Origin of the sequence: Plantibacter sp. RU18 (genome assembly GCF_050613355.1) — a bacterium.
In the GTDB taxonomy this organism is placed as follows: domain Bacteria; phylum Actinomycetota; class Actinomycetes; order Actinomycetales; family Microbacteriaceae; genus Plantibacter.
This window is the reverse complement of record NZ_CP159618.1, coordinates 3241779-3257070: the sequence shown is the minus strand read 5'-3', so window position 1 is coordinate 3257070 and position 15292 is coordinate 3241779. Positions and strand designations below refer to the sequence as shown.

At 68.5% G+C, this 15292-nt stretch carries 13 protein-coding genes and 1 riboswitch; of the genes, 7 read left to right on the top strand and 6 right to left on the bottom strand.

What is annotated here, in order from left to right; all coding sequences use genetic code 11:
* Positions 1–8 precede the first annotated feature (8 nt).
* Positions 9–2384: a sigma-70 family RNA polymerase sigma factor gene (locus tag ABMA10_RS15655; RefSeq protein ID WP_347868608.1), complete on the bottom strand. Its 2376-nt coding sequence runs from the start codon at positions 2382–2384 to the stop codon at positions 9–11.
* Positions 2385–2803: 419 nt separating this feature from the next.
* Positions 2804–4309, bottom strand: coding sequence for a family 20 glycosylhydrolase (locus ABMA10_RS15650; protein WP_347868607.1), 1506 nt, complete (start codon positions 4307–4309; stop codon positions 2804–2806).
* A gap of 158 nt (positions 4310–4467) precedes the next feature.
* Positions 4468–4587, top strand: a riboswitch (ZMP/ZTP riboswitch).
* A 42-nt stretch (positions 4588–4629) separates the two neighbouring features.
* Here ABMA10_RS15650 and glyA point away from each other — a divergent pair.
* Both glyA and ABMA10_RS15640 read left to right on the top strand, forming a co-directional pair.
* A complete protein-coding gene (gene glyA, locus ABMA10_RS15645) occupies positions 4630–5901 on the top strand; it encodes a serine hydroxymethyltransferase (protein WP_347868606.1) in 1272 nt (423 codons plus the stop codon).
* 11 nt (positions 5902–5912) lie between these two features.
* Complete coding sequence (locus ABMA10_RS15640; protein ID WP_347868605.1) at positions 5913–6791, top strand: bifunctional methylenetetrahydrofolate dehydrogenase/methenyltetrahydrofolate cyclohydrolase; 879 nt, start codon at positions 5913–5915, stop codon at positions 6789–6791.
* A 73-nt stretch (positions 6792–6864) separates the two neighbouring features.
* Here the strand turns inward: ABMA10_RS15640 and galK are convergent, their stop codons facing one another.
* The gene (gene galK, locus ABMA10_RS15635) at positions 6865–8025 is read right to left on the bottom strand and encodes a galactokinase (RefSeq protein WP_347868604.1); all 1161 of its coding nucleotides are present in this window, start codon (positions 8023–8025) and stop codon (positions 6865–6867) included.
* Entirely contained in the window at positions 8022–9173 is a 1152-nt protein-coding gene (gene galT / locus ABMA10_RS15630) for a galactose-1-phosphate uridylyltransferase (protein ID WP_347868603.1), read from the bottom strand. The genes galK and galT overlap by 4 nt, the downstream gene beginning before the upstream one ends.
* Positions 9174–9256: 83 nt before the next feature.
* Between galT and ABMA10_RS15625 the strand changes: the two genes are divergently transcribed.
* Both ABMA10_RS15625 and ABMA10_RS15620 read left to right on the top strand, forming a co-directional pair.
* A complete protein-coding gene (locus ABMA10_RS15625; protein ID WP_347868602.1) occupies positions 9257–10069 on the top strand; it encodes a DeoR/GlpR family DNA-binding transcription regulator in 813 nt (270 codons plus the stop codon).
* Positions 10070–10156: 87 nt separating this feature from the next.
* A complete protein-coding gene (locus ABMA10_RS15620; RefSeq protein WP_431030672.1) occupies positions 10157–10648 on the top strand; it encodes a YbaK/EbsC family protein in 492 nt (163 codons plus the stop codon).
* On the opposite strand, the gene ABMA10_RS15615 is transcribed toward ABMA10_RS15620, so the two are convergent.
* Positions 10614–11723, bottom strand: a complete 1110-nt coding sequence (locus ABMA10_RS15615) for a CPBP family intramembrane glutamic endopeptidase (RefSeq protein ID WP_347868601.1) — start codon at positions 11721–11723, stop codon at positions 10614–10616. The genes ABMA10_RS15620 and ABMA10_RS15615 overlap by 35 nt on opposite strands.
* A gap of 133 nt (positions 11724–11856) precedes the next feature.
* Between ABMA10_RS15615 and ABMA10_RS15610 the strand changes: the two genes are divergently transcribed.
* The 3 genes from ABMA10_RS15610 to ABMA10_RS15600 are packed head-to-tail and all read left to right on the top strand — an operon-like array spanning position 11857 to position 13628.
* Positions 11857–12417, top strand: a complete 561-nt coding sequence (locus ABMA10_RS15610) for a hypothetical protein (RefSeq protein ID WP_347868600.1) — start codon at positions 11857–11859, stop codon at positions 12415–12417.
* Entirely contained in the window at positions 12414–13211 is a 798-nt protein-coding gene (locus tag ABMA10_RS15605) for a hypothetical protein (protein ID WP_347868599.1), read from the top strand. The genes ABMA10_RS15610 and ABMA10_RS15605 overlap by 4 nt, the downstream gene beginning before the upstream one ends.
* A gap of 60 nt (positions 13212–13271) precedes the next feature.
* A complete protein-coding gene (locus ABMA10_RS15600) occupies positions 13272–13628 on the top strand; it encodes a DUF2200 domain-containing protein (RefSeq protein ID WP_347868598.1) in 357 nt (118 codons plus the stop codon).
* 79 nt (positions 13629–13707) lie between these two features.
* On the opposite strand, the gene ABMA10_RS15595 is transcribed toward ABMA10_RS15600, so the two are convergent.
* Positions 13708–15204 (bottom strand): MFS transporter, encoded by a 1497-nt coding sequence (locus ABMA10_RS15595; RefSeq protein ID WP_347868597.1) that lies wholly within the window; start codon positions 15202–15204, stop codon positions 13708–13710.
* Positions 15205–15292: the final 88 nt, after the last annotated feature.

Here is a 15292-nt window from a genome sequence, read left to right as displayed (position 1 = left end):
CAGGATCGCTACTCGGTCGTCTCGGCAGGCGCCGGAACGTCAGACGCCGGCTCCGGAGTGGGAACGGGCGCGGGCGTCTGCTCGGTCTGCTCGGGTGTCGTCGTCGCCTCGGCGTCCGGTGCGGGGATGTCCGTCGACTCCTCCGGCCCTGGCTCGGCCGGGGCAGCGGGGGCTTCCTCGCCCTCTGCGGGCTCCGCGGGCACTGCAGGCTCCGCGGGGGCGGTCGGTGTGATGATCGGATCGGTTGGGATTGTCGGCACCTCATTCGCCGACAGGATCGGCAGGGCGAAGTACGTCAGCGTCGTCGCCGGTCCGGTCCGCTCGACATCGAGCGGGTCGATCGCGGTGACGGACAGCGTCGGTCGGTCGAGCAATCGGTCACTCGTGCTGAGCGGCTGTGAGACGCCGGCATCGTCGAGCTGCAGCGTTCGTGTGCCCGACTGATCGGTGAAGCTCACGACACCACCGGGAGCGCCGTGGACGAAGAACTCCACGACCGAGAGGACGAACTGTCCATCCGTGATCCCGACGATCGACGGTGCACCCACGGTGACGGAGGTCGTCACGTTCTGGACGTCCTCGCCGAGTGTCTGCCGCACCGTCAGTTCGAACGTGCCGGCAGACCCGAGATCCATCGCCTCGGTCGACCAGCGGCCGTCCGCAATCGCTGCTGCGCGGGCGTCGCTGCCCGATTCCGGAACCCGTGCCGTCGTCGTCTGGATGACACTGCCGTCGAGGATGATCTCGATCGTGGAGCCTGCAGCCGCGGTGCCGGAGAGGACCGGCCAGAGCATTCCGCTCCCGCCGACGTCGACGGTCGAGATGACCGGCGCCGGGACGGCGTCGGGGACGTTCGGGTCGACGGGGTCAGTGGGTGCCGTCGGCCCGGTCGGCGGCGTGGTCGGGACGACGGGTGGCACCTGCGCCGGGTCGTTCGAGGGGTCGCCGGTCTCGCTCTCCGTCTCGTCGTCCTGCAGCGGTGCCGGAGGTGGGACGGGGGCGGATGGCGTCGGAGTCGGTACGGCGCTCGGGGGAGCGGTCGGCACCGCGGAGGGTGGTGTGCTGGGCGTGACCGGTGCGGTGACCGGTTCCTCCGCCACGACCGCCGAGTCCGTTGCATCGGACGGTGGGAACACCATCGGGCCCACCACGAGCGCGGCCGCGGTGCCGGCCGCGATGACACCGACGATGATCGCCGTGATGATCCCGCCCGAGAGACCAGCGGTGGCGACCCCGGCGCCGACGCCTCCCGCGGCGGCAGCGCCGACAGCACCGGACCCGGCTGCGCCGCCGCCGGTCCCGAGGCCGCTCGATGCGACGCCGCCAGCCCCCGCGGCGGTGGAAGCGCCACCGCCGGTCATGCCGGCACCCGCCGCCACGGCGCCACCGGCCGCGTGTCCGCCGCCGACGTGCGCGCCGACGGTCGTCGCGCCGGCAGCATGCGCGCCGAGGTGGGTGGTGGCAGGCAGCGCGGCGCTAGCCGCGTGGGTGCCCGCGGCGTGCGCGCCGAGGTGCGCTGTGAGGACGGTGCCTCCCGTGACGGTCGCAGGCATCGCGACGACTGCGGCTGCAGCATGCCCGCTCGTCTGCAGCCACGCAGTGTAGCCGGCAGCGCCGGCGGTGCCGGCGACGAGCGGCAGGAGGACGAGCGCCATACGGGAGCCGACCTCCTTCGCCTCCGCTGCGACGATCGTGCAGCGTTGGCAGGCGTCGAGGTGCGCTTCGAGTTTCGCCGTGTCGCGCGCGGCGAGGTTGCCTCGTGCATACGAGCCGAGTCGGCTGATGGTGAACGCATGTTCGGAGTCGTCGTCGACCGATCGCAGGTGCGCCTGGATCCACGCCTCGCGCAGACCCTCTCGAGCGCGGTACGCGAGCGCGGAGACCGAGTTCGCCTTCATGCCGAGCAGGGGAGCGACCTCGGCAGGGGACATGCCCTCGATCTCCGTGTACCAGAGCACCTCCTGCCACCTGGTGGGCAGGCTGCGGAAGGCGCGGGCGCTCAAGCTGCGGTCGAGCGCTTCGATCGACGAGGCCTCGTTCGTGTCGGGGTCCTCGAAGGAGTCGAGGGTGTCGAGCGAGGTCTCGCGACGCGCGCGGCCCCAGGCTGCGGCGGTGTTGCGGACCGTCGTGAAGAGGTAGGGACGGAAGGCGCCGGTCGGACCCTTGCCGCGACGGATCGCCTGGTAGATCCGTGCGAACGACTCCGAGACGAGATCGTCGGGGTCGAGGCTCGAGGTGACGGAGCGGGCTACGGTACGGCCGGCGTTCGCGTGGCGCCGCCACAGCTCCGCGTAGGCGTCCTGAGACCCTGCCCGCGTCCCATCGATGAGCTCGGAATCCGAGCGCTCGGTGAGCGATGACGTCGGGGATACGTCCAGGCTCATGATGCCTCCGTCTGCGCGCTGCTGGGCGACTTGCCCGTCTCAAGAGAGTCGGGTGCGGCGGGATCATGACGCCGATCCGCCAATTCTCCCACGTATCCTCCGTCAGGAGGACGAGAAGAGGTTCGGAAATCAGGTCGATATTCTTCGGGCAAGTCGCGTCATGAAGCGACGCGGACCGACTCTCTCAGAGTGAGCAGCACGGCTCCCCAGGAGCACGGCTGGGTCATCGTCCTGATGGCCTCGACTCGCGTCACGGCCGGCGCGCGTCGCAGCAGCGGACCCGAAACGCTGCAGATCTCGACGGGAGGGGGCGCCATCGTGCGAACCCGTCGACAGGCCGGGAGTGGCGCTCGGGGGCGAGCGCCACTCCCCGCCGCTTCCCCGTCGCATCGTGCACGTGTCGCTGTGAACGGCCTGATTCAGGCGCGCCAGTCGATCTCCGGCGAGCGGTGGAACGCGATGCCTGCCGCCGTCCAACCCTGAGCGACATCGGCCAGACGCGCGCTGAAGTCGGTCCAATCGGCCGCTCGTCGAGGTGACCAACCGATCTCGGCGACCGATGCCACACGTGGGAACACGAGGAACTCCAGTGTCTGGGTGCGATCGACCGTCTCGGTCCAGAGCGGGGCCTCGACGCCCAGGATGTCGTCCTCGTGGAGGCCGTCCACCACAGTGGTGGGCTCCCAGGCTGCGGAGCGTTCGATGCTTGTCGGGCCGTCGGCCCAGGTGAGTCCCGGTGCCGGCACGTCGGGGTACTGCATGTCGAGGTAGGCGGCGTCGGCCGGCGACATGATGACCTGACCGCCCTGCTCCACGAACGATCGGAGCTTGTCGGCGTGACCGGCCTCCGGCGACACGTAGTTCCAGTACTGGCCGACCGTGCCGGGTGTGAGGTCGCTCGAGGCTCCGAACTCGTGCCAGGCGATCGCGGTCTTCCCGGTGGCCGCGATGAGCTCGGACGCGCGCCGCGCGAACAGCAGGAAGTCCTCGGTCGGCGTCGAGAGGCATTCGTCACCGCCGAGGTGCAGGTACGGGCCGGGAGTGAGGGCGGCGAGCTCGGTGAAGACGTCGCCGAGGAACCGGTACGTGGTCTCGGAGTGGACGTCGAGGGTCGAGAACCCGACCTCGGTGCCGGTGTACGGCTCCCGCGCGGCACCGTCCGCGTTGAGCTCGGGGTAGGCAGAGAGGGCCGCGTTCGTGTGGCCGGGGACGTCGATCTCGGGGACGACGGTGATGCGGCGATCGGCTGCGTACTCGACGATGCTGCGGTAGTCGTCCGCCGTGTAGAAGCCGCCGGCTCCGCCGCCGACAGCCGTGCTCGCACCGATCGCGGTCAGCTCGGGCCAGCCGTCGATCTCAAGCCGCCATCCCTGGTCGTCGCTCAGATGCAGGTGGAGGTGGTTGATCTTGAGGCTCGCGAGCTGGTCGATGAAGCGCTCGACCTGGGCGACCGTGAAGAAGTGGCGGGCGACGTCGAGCATGGCACCGCGGTAGGCGAAGCGCGGTGCGTCGTCGATGATGGTGGCGGTGATGGCCCAGTCGTCGGTGACTGGCTCGAGGGACCAGTTCGTCGCAGGAAGCAGTTGGCGCAACGTCTGCGTCCCGTTGAAGGCCCCGTCGACATCCGCGCCGACGATCTCGACCCCGTGCGCGCCGACGGTCAGACGATACGAGCCGCTCGTGGCGGAGAGTGTCGGATCGACCGTCAGCAGAATCGCCCCGTCGAACGTGGCCGCGTCCGCAGCATCGTTCGTGTCCGACTGGACCGGCAGCTCGAAGCCGGTCGACACCCGGAGCCCCTCGGCGAGGAGCCGTGCCACGGTGGCCGCTTCCGGTGCCGTCCGCACGACGGTCGTCGGCGCCAGACGGAACGGCGCGGCCGCTTCGTCCGTGGTCTGCGAGACGGGGCGGGGGAGCAGACTCATGAGCGGTTCCTTCTCGGTCGGGGTCCGTCGTCGCATCACCGGAACGCTGGTTTGTTCGGCGTGCTAACAAGGGTGCGACCATCCTGTCACATCAGGTCGATCACGCTCGGAGACTGCGGCCGGGACGGTGCGCCGGAGCCGACCCGTTGCTATGCTGCTAGCAGTCGCAACTGGCGTATAGACGGAGTCCTGCTCCGCCTCAGATGGTTCACCATCGGGGAGCGACCCTGCACCTTGAAGACAAGGGCGGATTTCGGCCGCACGCCTGGGCCGAAACGGCACATCACCGACATCCGTTCTGTCACAAAAGGGAGCAAGTCTTGTCCGACACTTTCAACGCGCCACTCTCCGAAGTCGATCCTGAGATCGCAGCGGTCCTCGAGCAGGAGCTCGGTCGCCAGCGCAACACGCTCGAGATGATCGCGAGCGAGAACTTCGTGCCCGTCTCCGTCCTGCAGTCGCAGGGAAGCGTCCTCACGAACAAGTACGCCGAGGGGTACCCGGGCCGCCGCTACTACGGTGGCTGCGAGTTCGTCGACATCGCCGAGTCGCTGGCCATCGAGCGTGCGAAGAGCCTCTTCGGTGCCGAGTACGCCAACGTCCAGCCGCACTCCGGCGCGACCGCCAACGCCGCCGTCCTCTCCGCCATCGCCACCCCGGGTGACACCATCCTCGGCCTCGAGCTCGCCCACGGCGGCCACCTGACCCACGGCATGAAGCTCAACTTCTCCGGCAAGCTGTACAACGCCGTCTCCTACGGGGTCGACCCCGAGACCTTCCTGGTCGACATGGACGTCGTCCGCGACAAGGCGCTCGAGCACAAGCCACAGGTCATCATCGCCGGTTGGTCGGCCTACCCGCGTCAGCTCGACTTCGCGGCGTTCCGTGCCATCGCCGACGAGGTCGGCGCGAAGCTCTGGGTCGACATGGCGCACTTCGCCGGTCTCGTCGCAGCAGGCGTCCACCCGTCGCCGGTTCCCTACGCGGACGTCGTCTCGTCGACCGTGCACAAGACCATCGGTGGCCCGCGCTCCGGCTTCATCGTGAGCCGCGACATGGAGCTGGCCAAGAAGCTCAACTCGAACGTGTTCCCCGGCCAGCAGGGCGGACCGCTCATGCACGTCATCGCAGCGAAGGCGACGGCGTTCAAGCTGGCGGCGACGCCTGAGTTCAAGGACCGCCAGGAGCGCACCCTCCGTGGCGCGACGCTCCTCGCCGACGCGCTCACGTCCGACGCGTCCAAGGCCGCGGGCATCGACGTGCTCACCGGTGGCACCGACGTCCACCTCGTGCTCGCCGACCTCCGCACCTCTGAGCTCGACGGCCAGCAGGCCGAAGACGTCCTCCACGAGGTCGGCATCACGGTCAACCGCAACTCGGTGCCGTTCGACCCGCGTCCGCCGATGGTGACCTCGGGTCTCCGCATCGGTACGCCGGCACTCGCGACACGTGGCTTCGGCGACGTCGAGTTCGCCGAGGTCGCGGACATCATCGCGCTGACGCTCCGCAAGGGCGCCGAGCCCGGTGCGTTGCGCGAGCGCGTCACGGCGCTGGCCGAGCGCTTCCCGCTCTACCCCGGCCTCCAGCAGTAGGACGTGGGCGCATGACCGCACAGATCCTCGACGGCAAGGCCACGGCCACCGCCATCAAAGCCGAGCTGAAGATCGAGATCGCCGTGCTCAAGGAGCGCGGCATCTCGGTCGGGCTCGGCACCGTCCTCGTCGGAGAAGACCCCGGCTCCCAGTGGTATGTGGCGGGCAAGCACCGCGACTGCGCGGAGGTGGGCATGGAGTCGATCCGGCGCGACCTCCCCGAGACCATCTCGCAGGAGGAGCTGGAAGCCGTCATCGACGAGCTGAACGCCGACGAGAGCTGCACCGGGTACATCGTGCAGCTCCCGTTGCCGAAACACATCGACACCGACGCGATCCTCGAGCGCATCGATCCGGAGAAGGACGCGGACGGACTGCACCCGACCAACCTCGGCCGCCTGGTGCTGAACGTCAACCGCCCGATCCACACGCCGCTCCCGTGCACGCCGAAGGGTGTTATCGAGCTCGTGCAGCGTCACGGCATCGACTGGGCGGGCAAGCACGTCGTCGTAGTCGGGCGTGGTGTCACCGTCGGACGGGCCATCGGACCGCTGCTCACCCGTCGTGAGTTCAACGCGACCGTCACGCTCACCCACACGGGCACGGTCGGTCTCGACGACATCCTCCGCACCGCGGACGTCATCGTCGCGGCTGCGGGTGTCCCCGGCATCGTGAAGCGCGATGCCGTCAAGCCTGGCGTGATCGTCCTCGACGTCGGCGTGAGCCGTGAGGTGGATCCTGAGACGGGCAAGTCCCGTGTCGTCGGCGACGTCGCTCCCGATGTGGCCGAGGTTGCCGCCTGGATCAGCCCGAACCCCGGTGGAGTGGGCCCGATGACCCGTGTCGGCCTCCTCGCCAACGTCGTCCGCCTGGCAACGCCCACCGAGTAGTCGGGAACGAGCGAGGGCCCGTCCGGGGCAGCTGCTGCTGCTTCGGACGGGCCCTCGCTGGTGTCGGCGTCCCTCAGCGTTCCCGCGTGGCTCCGGCAGCCGGACGGACCGGGAAGACGGTCGGCTCTCGGAAGCCTGCTGCTGCGAAGGCGGCGGTGACCGCCTCGGTGACGATCGCGGCCTGCGCGACGGGGACGAGTGCGATCGCCGCGCCCCCGAAACCACCGCCGGTCATCCTCGAACCGATCGCGCCGGCGGACATCGACGCCTCGACGGCGAGGTCGAGTTCGGGCACCGAGATCTCGAAGTCGTCGCGCATGGAGGCGTGCGATGCCAGGAGCAGCTCGCCGATGGCGGTCGGACCGTGCTCGCGCAGCGTCCTGACGGTGTCGAGGACGCGCTGGTTCTCGGTGACGACATGGCGGACACGTCGGAAGGTCTCATCGTCGAGCAGCTCGCGAGCCCGGTCGAGGTCTCCGACGTGCACGTCGCGGAGCGATGAGGCACCGAGTGCTGCCGCCCCGGCTTCGCAGGAGGCCCGACGGGCGGCGTATCCGCCGGTGACATGCGCGTGCTCGACCCTCGTGTCGATCACGAGCAGTTCGAGGTCGTGTTCCTCGAAGCCGAGGGGGATGAGTTCGGTGTCGAGCGATCGGCAGTCGAGGAAGACGCCGCAGTCGCGGCGGCCGAGCAAGGATGCCGACTGGTCCATGATGCCCGTGGGGGCGCCGACCGCACGGTTCTCGGCCAGCTGACCGACCTTCGCGAGCGCTTTGCGATCGTGGTCGAGGTGCCAGAGCTCGTTGAGCGCCACGGCGACGGAGGACTCGATCGCGGCCGAGGAGGACAGACCTGCGCCGACGGGCACATCGGAGTCGATGTAGATGTCCACGCCGGACAGCTGCCGCAGTGGCGCACCGAACTGACCGAGGGCCCACACGACACCGAGCGGATAGGCGGACCAACCCTCGAGTGCGTCGGGGTCGAGCGCGTGCACGACGCCCTCGACGATGCCGGGCGCGAAGCTGCTGGACACCCGGATCCGGTCGTCCTCACGCGGTCGTACGGCGGCGACGGTGCGCCGGTCGATCGCCATCGGGAAGACGAAGCCCTCGTTGTAGTCGGTGTGCTCGCCGATGATGTTGACACGCCCGGGAGCCGACCACAGACCGCGTGGCTCGCTGCCGAACGTCTCCTGGAAGCCGCGGGTGGCGGTGTGCTGCAACTCGGTCATACGGGGTTCTCCTCGTCGGCTGCGGCGATCGCTGCGCGCAGGGCGGTGGCGGTGGTCTCCGGTGGCACGTCGCCGATCCAGGCACCCATGGCGGCTTCGGACCCTGCCAGGTACTTCAGCCTGTCGGCGCCGCGACGCGGCGAGGTCAGCTGCAGGTGGAGTCGCAACTCATCGCGATGCACGCGCGCCGGTGCCTGATGCCAGGCGGCGATGTAGGGGGTCGGTGTGTCGTAGAGCGCGTCGACGCCGCGCAGCAGCCGCAGGTACAGCCCCGCGAGCTCGTCGCGCTCAGCAAGGGACGTGGCAGCGAAGTCCGGGACGTGCCGGTGGGGCAGCAGGTGCACCTCGACGGGCCAGCGAGCGGCGAACGGGACGAAGGCGGTCCAGTGCTCGCCAGCGAGGACGACGCGCTCGTCGGCCTGTTCGGCGGCGAGGATGTCGGCGAAGAGTCCCGGACCGTACGCCTCGCTCGCTGCAATGAGGCGCTGGGTGCGAGGCGTCACGTACGGGTAGGAGTAGATCTGCCCGTGCGGGTGGTGCAGGGTGACACCGATCTGCTCACCGCGGTTCTCGAACGGGAACACCTGCTGGATAGAGTCGATCTGCGACAGCGCGTGCGTCCGGCGGGCCCAAGCCTCGATGACGGTCCTGGCGCGGGTGCGGGAGAGCGAGCCGAACGAACCGGTGCTCGACGGGCTGAAGCTCACGACCTCGCAGCGGCCGACCGAGGTGCGTGTCCGGCCGATGCCGATCGACTCGAGGTCCGCCAGATCGACGGGGGCGTTGTCGTCCTCCAGCAGGGGGCCGAAGGACGGAGACTTGTTCTCGAAGACGGCGACGTCGTACTGGTCGGGGATCTCCGACGGGTTCGACGGGGTCGCGGGTGCGAGGGGGTCGAGGTTCGCGGGTGGAAGCATCACCCGGTTCTGCCGAGCGGCCGCGATGGAGATCCATTCGCCGGTGAGCGGGTCCTGGCGCATGGATGCCGTCGCCGGACGGGCATCGAGTGTGCGGGCGTCGGGGAGGCGCGTTGTCGGCAGCGTGGAGCCGACATCGTCGAAGTAGATGAGCTCGCGACCGTCGGCGAGGCGCTGCGTCGAGCTCGCGATCGTCGGGTCGATGACGAAGCTGTCGTCGAAGTGGGGCATGGGAGTCCTCTGAACGGGTTGTCGAAGGGAAATGTACAACGTTTCGCCTTGAAAAGTATAGGCAAGTCAGCGAAGATTCATCCATGTCTGAAGTCGAGTCGACACAACTGCCGGCGCCGCTCCGTCGGGAGCGCATCCGCGAGCTGCTCGACGAACGCGGATTCGTGCGGGTCGCCGAGATCTCCGACGATTTCGGTGTCTCGCGGGTGACCGCCCGGATCGACCTCGACACCCTCGTCGACCAGGGTGACGCCGTTCGCGTCCACGGCGGTGCGATGCCCGCGCACGGGCGTGGTGCGGTGGAGTCCCCGATCGAACTGGCGACGGCCACCTCCGCGCACGCGAAGCAGCGCATCGGGGAGGCGGCTGCGGCGATGGTGCGCTCGGGGCAGAGCGTGATCGTCGACGTCGGGAGCACCGGACTCGCACTCGCCCGCGCGTTGAAGGCGCGTCGCGAGCTCATCGACGTCGTCGTCATCACGAACGGGCTGACCATCGCACTCGAGCTGGAGTCGGAGATCCCGAGGTTCTCCGTGATCGTCACGGGCGGTTCCTTGCGGCCGTTGCAGCACTCGCTCGTCGATCCACTGGCCGGTTCCCTGCTCGCCCAGATCCATGTGGACGTCGCGTTCATCGGGTGCAACGGCGTGGACGCGGAGCACGGTGTCACGAACGTGAACCTGCCCGAAGCCGAGGTGAAGGCGCGCATGGTGCGGGCCGCCGAGCGGGTCGTCGTCGTCGCCGATGCCTCGAAGCTCGGGGTGCGGCAATTGGGACGGATCGCGGGGCTCGACGCCTTCGACGTGCTTCTGACGGACGACGAGGCTCAGGACGACATCGTCGCCGGCCTCAGAGAGACCGGACTGGCCGTCACCCTGGTGCCGCTCGGCGACTGACGGGTCACCTCCGTGCGCTCCCGCGACGACGCGGCTGAGGATGCCGCACGCTGGTGATCAGGGGAGTCTGTGCGGCAGCATGGTGGTATGACTGCTCGAACGCATCCCGCTGTGACCATCGTCGAGACCGTGCTCCGCGACTACGGGGTGGCGGGCGAGGTGACCTGGCTCGACGGTGCCGCGACCACGGCCGCGCTGGCCGCTGAGGCGCTCGGCATCGAAGTGGGGGCGATCGCGAACTCCCTCGTCTTCACCCTCGACGGCGAACCGACACTGATCATGACGAGCGGTGCGCACCGCGTCGACACAACGTGGGTCGGCGAACAGCTCGGGGGACGGCTGAAACGGGCCGACGCCGAGATGGTGAAGGCCGCGACCGGTCAGGTGATCGGCGGTGTCGCTCCCGTGGGCCATCCGGCGCCCATCCGGACCTACGTGGATGCGGCGCTTGCCGCGTATCCCGAGGTCTGGGCTGCCGCCGGGCACGCCCACACCGTGTTCCCCGTCACGTTCGAGGAACTGGTGCGGATGACGGGCGGCCAGGTCATCGTGGTGGAGCCTGCGGAGGCGTCTGCGTAGGCTCCATCGGATCCTGTGGCGATGGCGCAGCGGTGTGGAGCGGCGGCGCTCCGTCCAGAGGAAGCGGCGCGACCGGTATCCGGCGCGCGCGGACCGGAGGCAGCGGCGCGACGGCGGTGATCCCGTTCCGCCGACCCCACCAGGTGCTCGCGAGGGCCGCGGCGACGCAGAGGGCCATCGGCAGGAGCATGAACGGCCCACCTGCGCCCTCGCCGCGCTCGAACACCTGGTCGGTCTGCGACATCAGCGCGGTGGGGATGAGCAGGAGGACGTTGTTCGTCGCGTGGATGAGCACGGGGGCTTCGAGGCCGCCGGTGCCTCGGGCTGCGAGCGACATCGAGGCGCCGAACACGAAGTAGTACGCGATGAGCCACGGGTCGCCGGCGAAGTGAACCGATGCGAACACGGCGCCGGAGATGAGCGTGCCGACGATGAACGCGGTGATCGGGCGGCGGAACCATGAGCCGACGGAGCGCTGGATCAGTCCGCGCGCACCGTACTCCTCGCCGGCGGACTGGAGCGGGGTCGTCAGGATCACGACGGCGAGCATCGCGATCATCGTGCCGTCCACGACGATCGGGTCGAGTGGGGACAGCGGGAAGGAGACTCCGACGTAGACGATCCAGACCGGCACGATGATGAGGGCGAGTCTGCCCAGCCAGCGCCAACGGAACCGCCCCTGCACGGAAGACAGCCAGCGCGGTCGGACCCCGAACACGGCCCACTGGATGAGCATCGACACGGGGATGAGGGCGGCGAGCGAGAGGTTGTTGCCGAGCATCGTCGCAGGAGTCAGCGTGATGAGCCCGTTCGCGACGTCCTCCAGGGTGTACGCGCCGGTTGCGATGTCGATCACGAAGGCCAGCAGGCCGAACACGAGCGACAGGATCAGGAACCCGACCACGAGGAGCAGGATCGCGACCGCGCCGCGCCACCAGGCCGGTGCCGCGCGGAGGGCGTGGTCGTAGGTGGATCCTGCCTCAGCGGACGCCTCCGGCGTGGCCGCGACTGGCGCGTCCTGCGATCGGGCGGCGACGTACGGCGGTGTCTGCGGCAGCTGCTCTGGACTCGTCATCCTGCAAGCGTAGGCATCCGCACCGGCGGTCGTCGTCCCCCGAGCGATGGACGACGCGTGGGGGATTCGCTTGGGTATATCTGCACTGTGGATAACTCATTTCACGCCCGCTGCGACGCCTAGCTTCGTTTCCATGCCCATTCGACCTTCCCGCTGGATCCTGCCAGCAGTCCCCATCGCTGTGGCTCTCGCCGCACTCACCGCCTGCACGAGCCCGGCGCCAGCGCCGACTCCCATCGCGACGACGAAACCCGTCCTCGAGAACGAGGAACAGGCGCTCGCTGCCGTGACGTCGGCGTACGAAGATTTTCAACGGCTTTCGACGTTGATCCTGTCGGAAGGTGGATCTGGGCCCGAGCGCATCGAGGCCGTAGCATCACCAGCCCTCTCAAAGATCGAGCAGGAAGCCTTTGCGGAGGTCGCGCGCGACGGACTGTCGGTCACCGGTGAACCTCGCGTGCAATCCGTGCAGGTTCTGTCCTGGTTTGGGTATCCCGATGCGATTGGTGTGATCGCGAGCGCAGCTTTCTGTGTGGATATCTCAGCAGTGGATGTGCTCGCGAGTGATGGCAGATCACTCGTCGGCGCCGATCGGCCCGCATCTTCTTCGTGGGTCGCCGAGTTTGCTCTCCTCGAGGGGCAGAACGCCCTCGTTGTGCATTCTCGTGACAAGCGCGAGGGAGACTGCGCATGAGGCTTTCCGGTGTCCAACGAGCGACCGGTCTCGGCGTCGTCGTCGGGTTCCTTCTTGTGGCTTCCTCCGCCGGTGGGCCGGCGACGGCAGCGCCTTGTTCAAGTCTTGGCGACTACTCAGGTGCATGTATCGGCAACGGTTCCGTCGACATCGGCGGGAGCATGGGGCGGCCCGGCTCGGGCGGAACGCCCGGGTCGAACATCGGCCCTGGCGGCGAGTACGCGGTGTGCGGGACGAGCCGCACAGAACCCGACTGCTACACCGTCGTACCTCCACCGAAGAGCATCGGCGACCTCGGCACGACGCTGTCCGTCACGATCCGCGACGTCGCGAGCTTCGCCCCCGACGCGCCGACGGTGAGGACAGAACCGCGTATCTGGGGCTTGCTGAAAGCGCACACGAACGTCATCGCGGGTGCCTCGGGGCATGTCCGATCAGGGACGCTGCTCGGTCAGTCCGCGGAAGTCAACTTCATCCCCCTCGGCTTCACGTTCGACTACGGCGACGGCGGCACGGGTTCCAGCGCCGGGGGCGGGTCCACCTGGGCGTCGCTCGGCGTTCCGGAGTTCTCCAAGACCGCGACGAGCCACCGTTACACCGACGCCGGCGAGAAGACCATCACCGCCGCGGTCGAGTACGCCGCGGAGTATCGCCTCGGTGGCGGCGAGTGGCTTCCGGTCGACGGAACACTGAGCGTTCCGGCGGACACCTCGCACACGATCACGGTCCTCCGGAACTCCACCGTCGGTGTCGACAAGCCGTGCACGCCGGGGAAGCGAGCAGTCGGATGCTGACTCGATCGGCGAGACGTCCGCACTGCCGCCAGGCGCACGCTGTGTGCGAAACTGACTGTCATGGCAGGACATCGCATCTTCACGACGAGCTTCGCGAGCGTCTACCCGCACTATGTCGCGAAGGCCGAGCGCAAGGGGCACACGAAGGCTGAGGTCGACCAGGTTATCACCTGGCTCACCGGATACGACGACGCGGCGATCGAGCGTGTCCTCGCTGACGGCACCGACTTCGAGACGTTCTTCGGCGAGGCCCCGGCGATGAATCCGAATGCCTCGCTCATCACCGGGCTGATCTGCGGCATCCGCGTCGAGGAGATCGAGGACCCGTTGATGCAGCGGGTCCGTCAGCTCGACAAGATCGTCGACGAGGTCGCCAACGGCAAGAAGATGACGTCGATCCTCCGGCAGCCCGCCTGAGCCGACCAGCGAACACGAAACGGCCGTCATGCGGTGAGCATGACGGCCGTCTCGCGTTCAGCGCGGCGTCAGTACCTGCCTAGTGCGCGAGCACCGGCTCCGCAGCCTCGTCCGGAGTGTGGTGCAACGCGAGTCCCTGGTTCCGTCGGCGGAACAGGAGCGCCGCGGTGACCGCACCGACCGCGAAGAACCCGGCGCCCCAGAAGTACGCCGTCTGGTAGCTCTGGATCGCGGCCTGCGCCAGCACTTCTGGAGTCGGCGGCGCGTTGTCCGTCACGTAGTTCGTCGCCGCGCTCGCCGCAAGCGTGTTCAGCAGAGCGACACCGATCGAGCCGCCGACCTGCTGGCTCGTGTTGACGGTGGCTGACGCGACCCCGGCGAACGCACGGTCGACGCCGAGCGTCGCGGTCTGCATCGAGGCGGGCATGATGGAGCCCATCGCGAAGCCGAGCACCATCAGGGCTGGCAGGACGCCCCCGACGTAGCTGCTGTCGAGGTCGAGGCGTGTGAGGAGCAACATGCCGATCACGCCGAGCGTCATGCCGAACGGCACCATCACCTTCGGGCCGAAGCGCGGCACGAAGATGTTCGTTCCGAGCTGTGCCGCGAGCACGAGCATCGCGATCATCGGCAGGAATGCGAATCCGGTCTGCTGCGGCGAGTAGCCGAGTGACGCCTGCAGGTAGTACGTCACGAACAGGAAGATGCCGAACATGCCGGCTCCGGCGATCATGACCGAGATGAACGCGGCTCCGCGGTTGCGGTCGAGGATGATCGACAGGGGCAGGAGCGGGTGCGCTGCACGGCGCTGCCACACGACGAAGACCACGAGCAGCACGGCGGCTGCGGTCAGGAAGCCCCAGCTGAGTGGTGAGTCCCAGCCGTCGGTCTCGGCGTTGGCGAACCCGTACACGAGGCTGAAGAGGGCGCCCGAGACGAGGATCGTGCCCGGGACGTCGAGCTTCGGCCGCGGACCGGCAGACTTCGTGGTCGAGATGAAGATGATCGCGCCGACGATCGCGATGATCGCGATGAAGACGTTGATGTAGAGGTTCCAGCGCCAGTCGAACTGCTCGGTAAGGAATCCGCCGAGCAGGAGACCGACGGCACCACCGGCGCCGGCGATCGCGCCGAAGACGCCGAACGCACGGGCGCGTTCCTTGGGGATCGTGAAGGTGGTGGTGAGCATGGCGAGGGCGGTGGGCGCGAGCAGGGCCGCGAACACGCCCTGCAGTGCGCGGGCGGCGACGAGGAGACCGAAGCTGTCTGCGGCGCCTCCGAGCGCGGAGGCGATGGCGAAGCCGATGAGGCCGATGATGAAGGCGCGTTTGCGTCCCATCAGGTCCGAGAGGCGGCCGCCGAGGAGGAGGAGGCTGCCGAAGGCGAGGGAGTAGGCGGTGACGATCCACTGGCGGTCGCCGTCGGAGAAGCCGAGGTCGGCTTGGGCAGCGGGCATCGCGATGTTCACCACCGTGGCGTCGAGGACGACCATGAGCTGGGCGAGGCCGACAGTGACGAGTGTCCACCAGCGGCGTGAGGAGACGACCGGGGTTCCGGAAGCGATGTTCGAAGTCATGACGATCACCATATACGGAACTCACTAGTTTCGGAACCGACAAGTTCCAGAACTTCACAGTTCCTGAACTAAGCTGTCTCGAAGACAG

Coding starts and splice junctions, on each gene's coding strand:
- ABMA10_RS15655 (WP_347868608.1), bottom strand. CDS start 2,384: ATGAGCCTGGACGTATCCCCGACGTCATCGCTCACCGAGCGCTCGGAT.
- ABMA10_RS15650 (WP_347868607.1), bottom strand. CDS start 4,309: ATGAGTCTGCTCCCCCGCCCCGTCTCGCAGACCACGGACGAAGCGGCC.
- ABMA10_RS15640 (WP_347868605.1), top strand. CDS start 5,913: ATGACCGCACAGATCCTCGACGGCAAGGCCACGGCCACCGCCATCAAA.
- galK (WP_347868604.1), bottom strand. CDS start 8,025: ATGACCGAGTTGCAGCACACCGCCACCCGCGGCTTCCAGGAGACGTTC.
- galT (WP_347868603.1), bottom strand. CDS start 9,173: ATGCCCCACTTCGACGACAGCTTCGTCATCGACCCGACGATCGCGAGC.
- ABMA10_RS15625 (WP_347868602.1), top strand. CDS start 9,257: ATGTCTGAAGTCGAGTCGACACAACTGCCGGCGCCGCTCCGTCGGGAG.
- ABMA10_RS15620 (WP_431030672.1), top strand. CDS start 10,157: ATGACTGCTCGAACGCATCCCGCTGTGACCATCGTCGAGACCGTGCTC.
- ABMA10_RS15615 (WP_347868601.1), bottom strand. CDS start 11,723: ATGACGAGTCCAGAGCAGCTGCCGCAGACACCGCCGTACGTCGCCGCC.
- ABMA10_RS15610 (WP_347868600.1), top strand. CDS start 11,857: ATGCCCATTCGACCTTCCCGCTGGATCCTGCCAGCAGTCCCCATCGCT.
- ABMA10_RS15605 (WP_347868599.1), top strand. CDS start 12,414: ATGAGGCTTTCCGGTGTCCAACGAGCGACCGGTCTCGGCGTCGTCGTC.
- ABMA10_RS15600 (WP_347868598.1), top strand. CDS start 13,272: ATGGCAGGACATCGCATCTTCACGACGAGCTTCGCGAGCGTCTACCCG.
- ABMA10_RS15595 (WP_347868597.1), bottom strand. CDS start 15,204: ATGACTTCGAACATCGCTTCCGGAACCCCGGTCGTCTCCTCACGCCGC.